Consider the following 15,156-nt stretch of genomic DNA (forward strand, 5'->3'; position numbering starts at 1 on the left):
TAAATGTTCGGGCCACGGTCGCGCGTCGAAGGCGCCCGGCGACCTGGCCGCAGCTGGCGACGGGCGCCGAAACGGAGAATCACCCGGCGATGAAGACCATCCTCGACCTCGACACCGGAATCGACGACGCGTTGGCGCTGGCCTACGCGCTCGGCTCGCCGGAACTGGAGCTCATCGGCGTCACCGGCACGTACGGCAACGTGCTCATGAAGGACGGCGTCGCCAACAACCTGGCGCTGCTCGACCTGTTCGGCCGGGCGGACGTGCCCGTCTTCCACGGTGAGCCGCACGCCTCGGCGAAGGACGGGTTCGAGGTCCTGGAGATTTCGGCGTTCATCCACGGTGCCAACGGCATCGGCGAGGTGGACCTGCCCGCGTCGGAGCGCGCGGTCGACGACCGTGGCGCGGTCGATTTCCTGGTCGATTCGGTCCGGGAGCACGGCGATGATCTGGTCATCGTGGCCACGGGCCCGATGACGAACCTGGCCGCGGCCATCGATCGCGACCCGGAGTTCGCCGCCAACGCGCGCATCGTCATCATGGGCGGTGCGCTGACGGTGCCGGGCAACGTGCGCCCGTGGGCGGAGGCGAACATCAACCAGGATCCGGAGGCCGCAGACAAGCTCTTCCGCTCCGGCGCCGACGTGACCATGATCGGCCTCGACGTCACCCTGCAGACGCTGCTGACCTACGACGAGACGAAGCAGTGGCGCGAGCTGGGCACCGACGCCGGCCGCGTGCTGGCCGACATGACGGACTACTACATCAAGGCCTACGACACCACGGCCCCGCATCTGGGCGGCTGCGGCCTGCACGACCCGCTCGCGGTCGGCGTCGCGGTCGATCCGTCGCTGGTGACGGTCATCGAGCACAACATGAAGGTCGACGTCGACGGCGAGACCCGCGGCCGCACCATCGGCGACGAGGTCCGCCTCAACGACCCGGTGAAGAACGTCAAGGTGGCCGTCGGGGTCGACGTCGAGCGCTTCCTGTCGGAGTTCATGTCCCGCATCGGGTCGGTGGCAGGCCGTGCCTGATCTCGATCCGCTTTTCGACGTCCTGGCGTCCTCCCCGGGGAAGGTCTGCGTGATGGGTTCGGCCAACGCCGATCTGACCGTTCGGGTGGCGTCGCTGCCGAAGCCGGGGGAGACCATCGCCGGCGGCCCGTTGGAGGTGCTGCCGGGCGGGAAGTCCGCGAATCAGGCGGCGACCGTCGGGCGGCTCGGCGTGGCGGCGACGTTCCTCGGCGCAGTCGGCGCGGACCCCAATGGCGCGCTGCTGCGCGATTCCCTCGTCGACGCCGGCGTGGACGTGTCCCACCTGGCCGAGGCGGCGGAGGCCACCGGCACGGCGATGATCCTGGTCGACGATGAGGCGGAGAACTGCATCGTCATTTCCGCCGGCGCCAACGGCACCGTCGACGCGGGCTTCGTCCGCGACCGGGGCGATGCCATCCGGGCCGCCGGGGTGCTGGGCCTGTGCCTGGAGGTCGCCGACGACGCCGTCGTCGAGGCCGCGCGCATCGCCCGAGACGCCGGGGTGACCGTGGTGTTCAACCTGTCGCCGGTGCGCGACGTGCCGGCGGACCTGCTGGAGCTGGTCGACGTGCTCATCGTCAACGAGCACGAGCTCGCCGTCCTCGTGGGATCGGCCGCGGTGGAGGAAGGCGCCGAATCCGGCGACTGGTCGGACGCGGCGACGGCGTTGGCCGCCAAGCACGACATCCGCACCGCCGTGGTCACCCTCGGCGGTGCGGGATCGGTCGTGGTGGAGACCGGTGCGGAGGAGACCGGCGAACGTTCCGTCACCGCGACCCTCGTCGAGCCGTTGCCCGTCGATGTCGTCGACACCACCGGCTGCGGCGACTCGTACATGGGCAGCCTCATGGCGGGACTGGCCTCCGGTCTCGGGGTCCGCGACTCCGCCCGCGTCGCGGCGGCCGTGTCGGCCTACGCGGCCGGTGGCGCCGGGGCGCAGGCCTCGTACGGCTCGGCGGCGCAGGTCCGGGAATTCGCGGGCACCGGCCGACGGGGTTAGGCGCCGGCGCCGTCGAAAAGCGAAGGCCCCGCCCACCACCGAACGATGGTGGGGCGGGGCCTTCGGCGCGTGCGGGCGCGGGGAGGGCGCGGCTAGCCCTTCAGCGCCTGCATCCAGGTGACGCGGGAACCGGTGCGCAGTACGTTGCGCGGGTAGATCTTCGCGGCGAGCAGCAGCATGATCACGCAGGACGCGGCGAGCACGGCGCCCGAGCCGAGCAGCTGCAGGCCGCTGAAGTTGCCCATGGCGTACTGCAGCGGGGCGGTGGTCACCGACGCCGGCGGGATCCACGCGGCGACCTGCATGAACGTCGAGTCCAGCTGCGACCAGCCGAAGGCCGGGACGTAGATGGCCACGAAGGACAGGATGAGCACCGGCATCTGCGCCGCGCCGAAGTCCTCCATGCGGCTGACCAGCGAACCGGCCGTCGCGTACAGGGCGGCGAAGAGCAGGTAGCCGAGGATGAAGAACGGGATCAGCGTGGCCACGGCGAGCCACGGGATGTCGAAGTCCGCGGCCAGGCCCGTGGCGATGATGGTCACCGACGCGGCGGCGACGATCGCGGCCATCATGATCGCGCCGGCCAGGCCCGCGCCGAGGATCTTGCCGGCGAGCAGGTGCAGCGGGCGGATCGTGGCGAGCATGATCTCCACGACGCGCGACGACTTCTCCTCGATGACCGAGCTGGCCACCGAACCGCCGAACATCATGATGGCGGTGATCATCACCATGACGCCGACGCCGACGACGATGAGCGCCGCGAAGTCGATGTCCTGCGTGCTTTGCGACGTCACCGAGCCCTGCCCGGCCGCCGCCGCGACGGCCGCCGGGTCCCCGCCCTGGGCGGCGATGGCGTCGGCCTGCAGCTGGGCGGCGAGCGCGGAGTTGAGCGTGACGACGAGCGTGTCCGGCGTGCCGTTCTGCAGCAGCGTCCACTCGTTCGCGGTCGCACCGTCGTCCGGCACGAGCGCGGCGTCGGCGGACTCGTCGTCGATCATGGCGCGGGCCGCGTCCTCGTCGGCGGCGGGCAGCGTTTCGATCGGGGTGGGCAGCGTGCCCTCCGGCGCGTCGGCCAGGGAATCGGCGAAGGGGGCCTCGCCGACGACGGCGATGCGCGTCGGCTCGGTGGTTTCCCCGTCGTCGCGGGTCAGGTAGGCCGTGAGCAGCACGCCGCCGACGGCCAGGACGATGCCGAGGATCAGGGTGACGACCGAGCCCTTCTTCATCAGGTTCTCGCGCAGCTCGCGCTTGGTCACCAAACCGATGGCGGTGGAGGCGCGGTAGCCGGACGCGGTCGTGGAACCGGCGCCGCGGGGGCCGCCGGAGCGGGTGGAATCCTTGATGGGCGTGCTCATGACTGGACGACCTCCTGGTACAGCTCGGTCAACGGAATGTGGACGGGGCCGAAGGAATGCACGGGGCCGTGGGTGCGCGCCAGATCAAGAAGGCGCTGGTCGGTGTCGGCGGGAGCGTCGTCGTCAAGCGTGAAAACGGTGCGGCCCTGCGCGTCGACCTCGGACGACGCGACGCCGGGGACGGAATCCGCCCAACCCGCCGACGCCGAGGGGACCTCCACGGCCAACAGGCGCGGGCCCGCGGTGCGCAGCTCGTCGACGGTGCCCTCGGCGAGCATGCGGCCGTCGCGGATGATGCCCACGCGATCGCACAGGCGCTCCACCAGATCGAGCTGGTGCGAGGAGAACACCACGGGGATGCCCCGGTCCGCGCGCTCGCGCAGCACCCGCGACATCACGCCGACGGCGATGGGATCGAGGCCGGAGAACGGCTCGTCGAGGACGAGGACCTCCGGATCGTGGACCAGCGCCGCCGCCAGCTGCACGCGCTGCTGGTTGCCCAGCGACAGGGTGTCGACCTTGTCGCCGCCTCGCTCGGTGAGGTTCAGGGTCGCCAGCAGGGACTCGGCGCGGTCCTTCGCCGTCGCCGCGTCCATGCCGTGCAGGCGCGCGAAGTAGATGAGCTGGTCGAGGACCTTCTCCTTCGGGTACAGCCCGCGCTCCTCCGGCATGTAGCCGATGGTGCGGCGCGAAGTGTCGTCCAGCGGCACGTCGCCGAGGCGGACCTCGCCTCCGTCCGTGGTCAGCACGCCCAGCGCGATGCGCATGGTCGTGGTCTTGCCGGCGCCGTTGGCCCCGACGAATCCGTAGATCTCGCCCGGGCGGACGGTGAAGCTCATGCCGTCGAGGACCTTGAGGTCCCCATAGGATTTCCGGAGGCCGTCGATGATCAGGGGCTGTCCCGCCATGGTCGCCATCCTTTCTGGTCGGTCATCGGTCGATTGCGAAAACGCTGTGATTTTTTGGGTTGATCGAGTCGTATGGGGTGAGCGGGGCCGTTCAGTCATCCGGCATCGTCCACGCGATGATCGCGGTGGGCAGCGAGAGAATCACCAGGAAGGGGATCAGGAACAGCATCCCCGTCAGATACGGGACGTCCGCGGCCCAGTCGGGCTCGTTCGAGCCGACCCAGGTCCCGAAGAAGACGAGGCCGATGCTGAACACCATTCCGAACCAGGTGAAGCACTGGTACGCGAAGCTGCGCAGCCCTTCGACGCGGGCCCGCTCGTACTCGTCGAGCACGGACATCGGGGCGCCGTCGATGTTGTCGGTGACGATCACCAGCGTCGTCCACGTGATCACGAGCGCCACCGTGAAGACCATCCACGGCACGCCCCACCACACGGAACCTCCGTCCCCGATGATCGCGAAGGTCAGCATGACCCCGGCGACGAGCAACGCCGCGATGGTGGCCAGGTACGCGACCACCAGCTTGCGGCGGGCGGCGCGGTTGCGCAGCTTCGGGAACCAGTTGGACGTGATCTCGCGGCGCTCCAGGAACTTCCGTTCGCGCCGGGCCTGCCAGCGCTCGAGGAAACTGCGCTGCGCGGCTCGATCGGTCGCGCCGATCCCGGACTCGGTCGGGGGCGTGTGGTTCATCGCTTCTCCTCGTGGCTCGGGTTCGGGGTCGGATTCTGGTTCGGGTTCTGCACCTGCGCCGCGTACAGCGCCGCCGACATCGGGGTGAACTCCTCGCGGGAGAACACCGCCTCCACCGGCAGGCCGAACACCTCGCAGAGGCGGAACGCCAGATCGAGGCTGGGGTAGTGGTCCCCGCGCTCGAGCGCCCCGATCGTCTGGTGGTTGACCTCGACGGCCTGCGCGAGCTGCGCGCGGCTGAGCCCGCGTTCGGCGCGCAGGACCGCCAATCGGTTGAAGATGGGCCGCTGCGGACCCCGTTTCACTGGGCTCATGACACCAAGTGTTGTGAAAACCCAACAACCTGTCAACTGGCGCAACGAAATGGATGCAGTAGATGACGAAACTGCCTGGTCGAAGGAACGCACGTACCCTGGAAAACGTGATCACTCGGCCAACGATTCTCGGGATCCTGTTCATCGCCAACGTCATCGCGTTGGCCCTGACCGTATTCGTCAGCCCATGGTGGGGCGTGCCGCTGGCGGTGTTCGTCTTCCTCGACCTGGTCGCGGTCTACGACGTGCTCATCCAGAAGAAGCACACGCTGCTGCGGATCTACCCGATCCTCGGGCACGCGCGGTACATCCTGGAGTCCATCCGGCCGGAGACCCAGCAATACTTCATCGAGCGCAACTTCGACGGCACCCCGTTCGACCGGGACACCCGCTCCGTGATCTACGAGCGCGCCAAGGGCCTGGGCTCGAAGAAGTCCTTCGGCACCGAGCGCAAGATCACCGAGCCCGGCTACGAGTACATCCCGCATTCCATGGCGCCCTCGCGCTCGGTGAACGCCAATCCGCGCGTGCATCTGGGCGGCCCCGGGTGCACGCAGCCCTACGACGTGTCCATCTTCAACGTCGCCGCCATGAGTTTCGGCGCGCTGTCGCCGAACGCGGTGCGCGCCATGAACAAGGGCGCGGCGATGGGCGGCTTCATCCACGACACCGGCGAAGGCTCCATTTCCCCGTATCACCTGGAATACGGCGCCGACTTGTTCTGGGAGATCGGTTCCGGCTACTTCGGCTGCCGCACGGCCGACGGCGACTTCGACCCCGACCGCTTCAGCGAACGGGCCGCGCTTCCGCAGGTCAAGGCGACCTACCTGAAGATCAGCCAGGGCGCGAAGCCCGGCCTGGGCGGCATGCTGCCCGGCGACAAGGTCGACGAGATCATCGCGAAGACCCGCGGCGTGCCGGTCGGGGAGGGCGTGGTCAGCCCGCCGTTCCATCGCGTCTACTCCACCCCGCGCGAGCTGGTGCGGTTCATGGGGGTCATGCGCGAGCTCAGCGGCGGCAAGCCCGTCGGATTCAAGATCTGCGCCGGCTCGCGCATCGAGTTCCTCGCCGTCTGCAAGGCGATGGTCGAAGAGGACATCACCCCGGACTTCATCGTCGTGGACGGCGCCGAGGGCGGCACCGGCGCCGCCCCGCTCGAATACTCGGACCGCGTGGGCATGCCGTTGACCGATGGCCTGGTTCTCGTGCACAACGCGCTCGTCGGCGCGGGCCTGCGCGACCGGGTGAAGATCGGCGCGACGGGCAAGATCGTCACCGGCTTCGACATCGTCAAGCGGATGTGCCAGGGCGCGGACTTCATGGCCTCGGCCCGCGGCATGATGATGGCCACCGGCTGCATCCAGTCGCAGCTGTGCCACACCAACGAATGCCCGGTCGGCGTGGCCACGCAGAACCCGAAGCGGTGGAAGGCCGTCGACGTCGACGACAAGGCCAACCGCGTGCGCAACTTCCACGACGCCACCGTGCAAGAGGCCGTGGGAATGCTCGCTTCGATGGGCCTGGAGAATTTCGATCAGCTCTCGCCGTCGATGCTGTTCCGCCGCACTTCCGACGAGTACGCCGAGACTTACGCGGAGCTGTACAACTGGCTCGAACCGGGCGAGCTGCTCACGGGCACCCGATTCCACGCCTGGGCGGAGGACTGGGCGCTCGCCGACCCCGAGCGCTTCTGGTACCCGGAGCTGCACGGCGGGGCGAAGCCGGCGGTCGAACCGGCGGAGGAGATCAAGACGGTCGAGCTTGCGGCGATGCCCGCGGGGGCACAGGCTGCGGCGGGGGCCGACGTCCACGGCGGCTCGGCCGACGCGGAGCAGGTGGCCGAAGACATGCAGGACGAGGACGCCGAGAAGTAACGCGCCGAGACGAGTGCAACGGAGAATGAGGTCGTGCCCATGGCCCGTCCGCCGGGACGGGAGTACAAAAGAGGCATGGCCAATGACGATTTTGCGGGCACCATTCCCTCCCTCACCCTGAACGACGGAAACACCATTCCCCAGATCGGACTGGGCACGTGGCGCATGGACGACGAGACCGCGCGGCGCTGCGTCCGCCATGCGATCGAGATCGGGTACCGGCACATCGACACGGCATCGCTGTACGGCAACGAAGTCGGCGTCGGGCAGGGCATCGCCGACGCGGTCTCCGACGGGCTCGTCGACCGTGACGAACTGTTCGTCACCACCAAGGTCTGGAACGATGCCCAGGCCGCCGCCGACACGCGCCGCTCGGCGCAGGAGTCGCTGCGCAAGCTCGGCCTCGATTACGTCGACCTGCTGCTCGTCCACTGGCCCTGCCCGAAGCAGGGGCTGTTCGGCGAGAGTTACTCCGAGATCATGAAGCTTCGCGACGAAGGACTGACCCGCTCCGCCGGAGTGGCGAATTTCTATTCCGAGGTGCTCGACGAGCTTCCGGAGGCCCCCGCCGTCAACCAGATCGAATTGCACCCCGGGTTGCCCCAGGACGCGCAGGTCGAGGACGACCGGCGCCGGGGCGTCGTCACGCAAAGCTGGGCCCCGCTGGGCCGCGCCAAGAAGTTCGGCGACGGGCCGATCGCGCAGGTGGCGGCCGAGGTCGGGCGCACCCCGGCGCAGGTGACGCTGCGGTGGCATCTGCAGCGCGGTCTGGTGGCCATCCCGAAGTCCGCCGACGAGGGCCGCATGGCCGAAAACCTCGGGGTCCTCGGCTTCGAGCTCACCGACGCGCAGATGGCGGCGATCTCCTCCCTGGCCGACCCGGATTCGCGGATCGGGGGCGACCCCCGATTCTTCGGAGATGAGTGAACGGTGGTCCGTCCGGGCCGGTAGGTTTGGGACCATGTCTGAGACCTCCGAGATCCGCGTCGAGCACGACGGCCCCATCACCACGATCACCATCGATCGCGATCACAAGCGCAATTCGCTCAATGCCGGGGTCTGCTCGGACATCGCCGACGCGGTCGACGCCGCGCCGGGCCGCGAGGAGTGCCGGGTCATCGTCATCCGCGGCGAGGGCCGCGCGTTCTGCGCCGGCGCCGATCTGGGGGGCCAGCACAGCGACGGCAACTTCCACGAGCAGCTGGCGCGCATGCTGCACTCCCTGCAGGAGTGCCCGCGCATCATCATCGCGGACGTGCAGGGCGCGGCGGTCGGCGCCGGCATGCAGCTGTCCATGGCCGCGGACCTCCGGGTCGTCGGCGAGCGCGGCTGGTTCATGATCCCGCCGGTCAAGCTGGGCATCGCGGTCGACGCGTGGACCATCCGCCGCACCCGCGTGCTGGTCGGCGGCGCCCGCGCCCGCACCATCCTCCTGGCGGCCGAGCAGGTCGACCAGTCGGAGGCGAAGTCCTGCGGCCTGGCGTCCTACGTGGGCGATTCCAACGTCACCCGCGAGGTCGCCGAGCGCATCGCGTCCTTCGCGCCGATGAGCCTGGAGTACCACAAGATGGTGCTCAACGACGACGAGACGAACCTGCCGCCGAAGCCGGAGCAGCGCGAGCTGTACGAGCGGGTCTGGGCGTCGGAGGACGCCGCGGAGGCCGGCCGGGCGCGCGCGGAGAAGCGCGACCCGGTGTTCCGCGGAAAGTAGCCGGCGGACGTGATGCGCCGGGAACGCGACGCCGACCTGGACAGTGCCTTCGCCACCGGCCCCGGCGGCCTGACCTCGGAGCAGGTCGATCAGCGGCGCCGGGCCGGCCTGGTCAACCATTTGCCGCCGACGTCGGGGCGCACGGTCACCGACATCATCCGCGCGAACGTGTTCACGCGGATCAACGCCATCCTCGCGGTGCTGCTCGCGATCGTCCTGTGGACGGGGTCGTGGGTCAATGGCGCCTTCGGCTTGCTGATCATCGCCAACTCGATCGTGGGCGTGGTGCAGGAGCTGCGGGCGAAGCGGACGCTGGACAAGCTGTCGATCGTCGGGCGCGCCCGGCCCTTCGTCATCCGCGACGGCGGGCCGGCCCGCGACATCGACCGCGAGGAGATCGTGGTCGACGATCTGGTGGAGCTCGGGGCGGGCGACCAGATCATCGTCGACGGGGTGGCGCGCACGGTCGACGACCTCGACGTCGACGAGTCGCCGCTGACCGGCGAGTCGAAGCCGGTGCACAAGAAAGTCGGCGATCCGCTGTATTCGGGGTCGCACGTCATTTCCGGCGGCGGCACCCAGCAGGCGTTGAAGGTGGGGGCGGAGGCGTATGCGGCGCAGCTGGCGGCGGAGGCCAGCAAGTTCACGCTGACGGATTCGGAGCTGCTGCGCGGGATCAACAAGATCCTGCGGGTGATCACGTGGATCCTCATCCCCACCGGTGCGCTGGTGATCTGGACGCAGCTGTTCCGGTCGGGGCAGGACCTGAAGGAGTCGCTGCTGGCGATGGTGGCGTCGCTGGTGCCGATGGTCCCCGAGGGCCTGGTGCTGATGATGTCCATCGCCTTCGCCATCGGCATCGTCCGCCTTGGGCGCAGGCGGGTGCTCACCAACGAGTTGCCGGCGATCGAGGGGTTGGCCCGGGTCGACGTCGTGTGCGTGGACAAGACGGGCACGCTGACGGAAAACCGCATGCTTCTGCGGGACGTGGAGTTGCTTGACGACGGGGCCGGCGTGGCGGCCGTCCACGACGTCCTCGCCGCGTTGGGCCGGCTGGAGGAGAGGCCGAATGCCACGACGATGGCGATCAACGAGAGCCTCGACGAGTCCGGCGTCGCCGATCCGGGGTGGGCGGCGACCGACAAGGCACCGTTTACCTCGGCGCGGAAATGGGCGGGTGCGACGTTCGGCGATCACGGCACGTGGGTGCTCGGTGCGCCGGACATCCTGGCCGCGACCGGCTCGGCGGCGCTCGACCGTGCGGCCGAGCTGATGAGCGGGGGCCTTCGCGTGCTGCTGCTGGCGAAGTCCGCCGTGACCGTCTCGGACGTGGTGGCGGGGCCGGGCGAGCCCGTCGAAAAGCATCCGGGGCTGCTGGAGCCGGTGGCGCTGGTCGTGCTCGACCAGACGCTGCGTCCCGACGCGCGGGAGACGCTCGAGTACTTCGCGGAAGAAAACGTCACCGTCAAGGTGATCTCCGGCGACAACGCGGCGTCGGTCGGCGCGGTCGGGCGGGCGCTGGAGCTGCCGGGCGCGGACTCGCCCGTCGACGCCCGCGAGCTCCCGGATCCCGACGGGGGAGAGGCGGCGCGCGAGGCGTTCGCCGACGCCGTGGAGGAGGGCAACGTATTCGGGCGCGTGACCGCGGATCAGAAACGGGCGATGGTGCGGGCCCTGCAGTCGCGCGGGCACGTCGTGGCCATGACCGGTGACGGCGTCAACGACGTGCTGGCCCTGAAGGACGCCAACATCGGCGTGGCCATGGGCGCCGGGGCGCCGGCGACGCGATCGGTGGCGCAGCTGGTGCTGCTGGACAACCGGTTCGCCGTCATGCCGCACGTCGTGGCCGAGGGCAGGCGGGTGATCGGCAACATCGAGCGCGTCGCGAACCTCTTTCTGACCAAGACCATTTATTCCGTGTTCCTGGCGCTGGCCGTCGGCGTCATCGGATACGCGTACCCCTTCGAACCCATTCACGTGACCATCACCGGATGGTTCACCATCGGCATCCCGGCCTTCGTGCTGTCGCTGGCGCCCAACCACGAGCGGGCCAAGCCGGGGTTTTCGTCGCGGGTGTTCCGGCTGGCGTTGCCCTCGGGCCTCATCGTCGGCGCGCTGACGTTCGGGTTCTGGGTGTGGGCGTATCCGGGTGCGGACGCGGACCTCGCGGTGGAAGGGGCGGCGTCGACGGCCACGCTGGTGGTGCTGATCATCACCGCGTTCTGGGTGCTCGCCGTCGTCGCACGGCCCTACGAGCCGTGGAAGCTCGCGCTGCTCGGGGCCGCCGGCGGGGCGTACTTCGTCATCTTCCTGGTCAAGCCCATCGCCGCCGTGCTGCACCTCCACCCGGTGTCGCCGGGGATGGGTTTCGTCGCGGTGCTGACGGGCATTGCGGGTGCGGTGCTGGTCGAAATCGTCTGGCAGATCAACCGGATGCGGTCGCATCGGCTCGAAAATCAAAACAGTTAATAGAAATTAACTGAAACGGCGCATAGGCGGGGGTAACGGCGTTTGGGGTCGTCATCCCAGGTGGGACCGACCTTTGGGGGTGGCGCGAACTTCCTTAAATCACGCTGTGAGTGTGACCTGTTTCGCAGGTGAGGGTGTTGCAGGTAACTTCATGGGCGCACATATTCCGGTGTGATGCGCCACACAGGCCGTCGCCCCGAGTGAGGTGTTACCCACGCCGGGTCCCATGATCCGCGGCGTGAACCGTGATTGCCCGTACATGATGACCCGGAAAGGCACACAAGTGTCCGCATCCCCCCAGCCGGTAAACCGGCACAAGCCCACCGCAGCGGAGTACCGCTACGTGCAGGGCACCGAGGAGTTCCAGGAACTCCGCTCGACGTTCCGTTCGTTCACCATCCCGCTGACCGTTGCGGGCCTGGTCTGGTACGTCGCGTACGTCCTCCTGGCCACGTACATGCCGGACCTGTTCGGCACCGAGATGCCGATCGTCGGCAGCCTCGGCATCCTGCTCGGCGTCCTGCAGTTCGTCACCACCTTCTTCATCACGTGGTGGTACATCGGCTTCGCCAACAAGAAGCTGGAGCCGAAGCAGGCCGCGATCCGCGAAGACATGGAGTCCGGCGTCATCGCCGAGAAGATCAACTCCGGCAACCGGGAGGTCAAGTAAGACATGAACAACCACAGCCTCCTCGCTCAGGCGGATCTCGCCGAGTCCAACCCGATCCTCAACATCATCGTCTTCGTCGCGTTCATCGTGATCACGATGGTGGTCGTCACCCGCGTTTCCAAGGGCGGCAACAAGAAGGACGCCTCCGACTTCTACACCGGCGGCGCCCAGTTCTCCGGCACCCAGAATGGCCTGGCCATCGCGGGTGACTACCTTTCGGCCGCGTCCTTCCTGGGCATCGTCGGCGCCATCGCGCTGAGCGGCTACGACGGCTTCCTGTACTCCATCGGTTTCTTCGTGGCCTGGCTGGTCGCGCTGCTGCTCGTCGCCGAGCCGCTGCGCAACGTCGGCAAGTTCACCATGGCCGACGTGCTCGCCTTCCGCCTGCGCCAGCAGCCGGTGCGCACCGCCGCCGCCATCACCACGCTCGCCGTGACGCTGTTCTACCTCATCGCCCAGATGGCCGGCGCCGGCTCGCTCGTCGCCGTGCTGCTGAACCTGGACGGCAAGCTGGAGCAGTCCATCGTCGTCGCCATCGTCGGCATCGTCATGATCGCCTACGTCCTCATCGGCGGCATGAAGGGCACCACGTACGTCCAGATGATCAAGGCCGTGCTGCTGGTCAGCGGCGTCGCCGTCATGACCGTGCTGGTCTTCGTCATCGCCAAGTCCGGTTTCGTCGGTCTGCTCGAGCAGGCCGTCAACGCCCACGACGCCTCCCAGACCGCCGCCGAGGCGGGCACCCAGGGCTCCCAGCTGCTGCAGCCGGGCATGAAGTACGGCGCCACCGAGACCTCGAAGCTCGACTTCATCTCTCTCGGCCTGGCCCTGGTGCTCGGTACCGCGGGTCTGCCGCACGTGCTCATGCGCTTCTACACGGTGCCCACCGCCCGTGAGGCCCGCAAGTCCGTGACCTGGGCCATCGTGCTCATCGGTTCGTTCTACCTGATGACCCTGATCCTGGGCTTCGGCGCCGCCGCACTGGTCGGCCCCGACGCGATCCTCGCCGCCCCGGGTGGCGCGAACGCCGCGGCCCCGCTGCTGGCGCTGCGACTGGGCGGCTCCATCTTCATGGCGCTGATCTCCGCCGTCGCCTTCGCCACCGTCCTCGCGGTCGTCGCCGGCCTGGCCATCACGGCCTCCGCCTCCGTCGGCCAGGACCTGTACCAGGCCGTCATCAAGAAGGGCACCGCGACCGAGGAGCAGCAGGTCCGCGTCTCCCGCATCACGGTCGTCGTGCTGGGCATCGCCTCCATCATCCTGGGCATCCTGGCCATGAGCCAGAACGTCGCCTTCCTGGTCGCGCTGGCCTTCGCCGTCGCCGCCTCGGCGAACCTGCCCACCATCCTGCTGTCGCTGTTCTGGAAGAAGTTCAACACCACCGGCGCCGTCTCCTCGATGTACGTCGGCGTGGGTTCCGCCCTGCTGCTGATCTTCTTCTCCCCGGCCGTCTCCGGCCTCGAAACCTCGATGGTCCCGGGCGCCGACTGGGCGTGGTTCCCGCTGCAGAACCCGGGTCTGGTCTCGATCCCGCTCGGCTTCATCGCCGGCATCATCGGCACCTACGTCGGTAAGCCGGACAACCTGGATGACCTCCAGGCCGAGATGGAGGTTCGCTCCCTCACCGGCGTCGGCACCGAGGCCGCCGTCGACCACTAAGAGCATCCGGCCGGCTGCGGAGTTCATCGCACCGCACCGGCGCGCGTCCCCACGGTGGCGCGCAGGGCTTTATCCGAAAACCCCGCCCCGACCCCGGAGAAATCCGGCGGCCGGGACGGGGTTTTCCCGTTGCCGAGGTGGACGTGGGGCGTCGCAAAGCAACGCCGTGACCTGCCGAAAAGCGGAAATCCCGGGGCGGGGATAAGGTAGTGGCAACCATGCCCGGCGGAGTCGGGCGCGTGACGAAGCAGGAGGCATCCATGACCGACTCGACCGCAACCACCGATCCCGCGACGCAGCCGCTGCGCAGCCCGCTGTACGACCGGCACGTGGCGCTGGGCGCGGAGATGCGCGACGTCGGCGGGCACGAATTGCCCTTCCGCTACACCTCCGAGCTGGAGGAGCACCGGGCGGTGCGCGAGGCGGTGGGCCTGTTCGACCTGTCGCTGATGGGTGAGATCCGCGTCTCCGGCCCGGATGCGGCGAGCTTCCTGGCGCACACCCTCATTTCGGCCATCAAGCCCATCGCGCTGGGCAAGGCGAAGTACACGATGATCGTCCAGGAGGACGGCGGCATCATCGACGACCTGATCGTCTACCGGCTGGGCGTCAACGAGTTCATGCTGGTCAACAATGCCGGCAACATGATCGAGGTGTACGACACCCTGCGCGAGCGCGTCGGCGGCTACGACGTCGAGGTCATCGACCGCAGCTCCGAGATCGCGCTGATCGCGGTGCAGGGGCCGAAGGCCGCGAAGCTGTTGCGCCGCGTGGTGCCCTCCGATTCGCACGGCACGCTCGATGCGTTGCGCTACTACTCGTGCACGTCGCTCGAGGTCGCCGGCGTCGAGATGATCGTCGCCCGCACCGGATACACCGGCGAGGACGGCTTCGAGGTCTTCCCGCCCGCCGAGCGCGGCGCCGAGGTGTGGGACGCGCTGCTGGCCGCGGGCGGGGCCGTCGAGAATCCGGAGGATCCGGCCGACGACGGCGCCGATCTCGGCGTGCGCCCGTGCGGCCTGCTGTGCCGCGACATCCTGCGCCTGGAAGCCGGCATGCCGTTGTACGGCCGCGAGCTGACCCGCGAGCGCACGCCGCTGGAGGCCGGGCTGAAGTCGGTGATGGGCCCGACCAAGGGCAACTTCATCGGCCGCAACGCGCTGGTCAATCAGCCGCAGCCGCAGCAGATGCTGGTGGGCCTGCAGATCGAGGGCAAGGTGGCGCCGGAGCGCGGCGCGGTGCTTCGCGACGCCGACGGCAACGAAGTCGGCGAGATCACCTCGACGAAGGTGTCGCCGACGTTCGGGTACCCGATCGCGTTCGCCTACGTCGACCGTTGGCTGGGGTCGAAGGGCACGGAGCTCACCCTCGACGTCGAGGGCGAGCAGCGCACCGCGACGGTCGTGCCGACGCCGTTCTACAACCGCAAGAAGCGCAAGTAGCGCCGAACGCGGGAAATCGGCGCGAC

Annotated in this window: 13 protein-coding genes; 9 read left to right on the top strand and 4 right to left on the bottom strand. The window is 68.8% G+C overall.

Features of this window, described 5'->3' with window-relative positions:
* The first annotated feature begins 89 nt into the window (after positions 1-89).
* Both CX1_RS00105 and CX1_RS00110 read left to right on the top strand, forming a co-directional pair.
* Positions 90-1,037 carry a nucleoside hydrolase gene (locus tag CX1_RS00105; RefSeq protein ID WP_046649932.1) on the top strand — a complete coding sequence of 316 codons (948 nt, stop codon included), beginning with the start codon at positions 90-92 and terminating at the stop codon, positions 1,035-1,037.
* A complete protein-coding gene (locus tag CX1_RS00110) occupies positions 1,030-2,037 on the top strand; it encodes a ribokinase (RefSeq protein ID WP_255217613.1) in 1,008 nt (335 codons plus the stop codon). Before CX1_RS00105 ends, CX1_RS00110 begins: the two co-directional genes overlap by 8 nt.
* Positions 2,038-2,129: 92 nt before the next feature.
* Here the strand turns inward: CX1_RS00110 and CX1_RS00115 are convergent, their stop codons facing one another.
* From CX1_RS00115 to CX1_RS00130, 4 genes are all read right to left on the bottom strand, one after another.
* The gene (locus tag CX1_RS00115; protein WP_052753107.1) at positions 2,130-3,392 is read right to left on the bottom strand and encodes an ABC transporter permease; all 1,263 of its coding nucleotides are present in this window, start codon (positions 3,390-3,392) and stop codon (positions 2,130-2,132) included.
* Positions 3,389-4,300, bottom strand: coding sequence for an ABC transporter ATP-binding protein (locus CX1_RS00120; protein WP_046649964.1), 912 nt, complete (start codon positions 4,298-4,300; stop codon positions 3,389-3,391). The genes CX1_RS00115 and CX1_RS00120 overlap by 4 nt, the downstream gene beginning before the upstream one ends.
* A gap of 91 nt (positions 4,301-4,391) precedes the next feature.
* Positions 4,392-4,991: a hypothetical protein gene (locus CX1_RS00125; RefSeq protein WP_046649930.1), complete on the bottom strand. Its 600-nt coding sequence runs from the start codon at positions 4,989-4,991 to the stop codon at positions 4,392-4,394.
* Complete coding sequence (locus CX1_RS00130) at positions 4,988-5,305, bottom strand: helix-turn-helix transcriptional regulator (protein WP_046649929.1); 318 nt, start codon at positions 5,303-5,305, stop codon at positions 4,988-4,990. Before CX1_RS00130 ends, CX1_RS00125 begins: the two co-directional genes overlap by 4 nt.
* 107 nt (positions 5,306-5,412) lie before the next feature.
* Here CX1_RS00130 and CX1_RS00135 point away from each other — a divergent pair, with 107 nt between their 5' ends.
* From CX1_RS00135 to gcvT, 7 genes are all read left to right on the top strand, one after another.
* Positions 5,413-7,179: an FMN-binding glutamate synthase family protein gene (locus CX1_RS00135; protein ID WP_082718940.1), complete on the top strand. Its 1,767-nt coding sequence runs from the start codon at positions 5,413-5,415 to the stop codon at positions 7,177-7,179.
* A gap of 75 nt (positions 7,180-7,254) precedes the next feature.
* The gene (locus CX1_RS00140) at positions 7,255-8,106 is read left to right on the top strand and encodes an aldo/keto reductase (protein ID WP_046649928.1); all 852 of its coding nucleotides are present in this window, start codon (positions 7,255-7,257) and stop codon (positions 8,104-8,106) included.
* Positions 8,107-8,140: 34 nt separating this feature from the next.
* On the top strand, positions 8,141-8,890 hold the full coding sequence (locus tag CX1_RS00145; protein WP_046649927.1) for an enoyl-CoA hydratase: 750 nt from the start codon (positions 8,141-8,143) through the stop codon (positions 8,888-8,890).
* A 12-nt stretch (positions 8,891-8,902) separates the two neighbouring features.
* Positions 8,903-11,359, top strand: coding sequence for an HAD-IC family P-type ATPase (locus CX1_RS00150; RefSeq protein ID WP_046649926.1), 2,457 nt, complete (start codon positions 8,903-8,905; stop codon positions 11,357-11,359).
* A 283-nt stretch (positions 11,360-11,642) separates the two neighbouring features.
* A complete protein-coding gene (locus tag CX1_RS00155; protein ID WP_046649925.1) occupies positions 11,643-12,029 on the top strand; it encodes a DUF485 domain-containing protein in 387 nt (128 codons plus the stop codon).
* A 3-nt stretch (positions 12,030-12,032) separates the two neighbouring features.
* A complete protein-coding gene (locus tag CX1_RS00160) occupies positions 12,033-13,688 on the top strand; it encodes a solute symporter family protein (RefSeq protein ID WP_060925119.1) in 1,656 nt (551 codons plus the stop codon).
* Positions 13,689-13,948: 260 nt separating this feature from the next.
* Complete coding sequence (gene gcvT / locus CX1_RS00165; protein WP_046649962.1) at positions 13,949-15,130, top strand: glycine cleavage system aminomethyltransferase GcvT; 1,182 nt, start codon at positions 13,949-13,951, stop codon at positions 15,128-15,130.
* Positions 15,131-15,156 lie beyond the last annotated feature (26 nt).

The sequence above is a fragment of the Corynebacterium xerosis NBRC 16721 = ATCC 373 genome (genome assembly GCF_001552415.1).
In the GTDB taxonomy this organism is placed as follows: Bacteria; Actinomycetota; Actinomycetes; order Mycobacteriales; family Mycobacteriaceae; genus Corynebacterium; species Corynebacterium xerosis.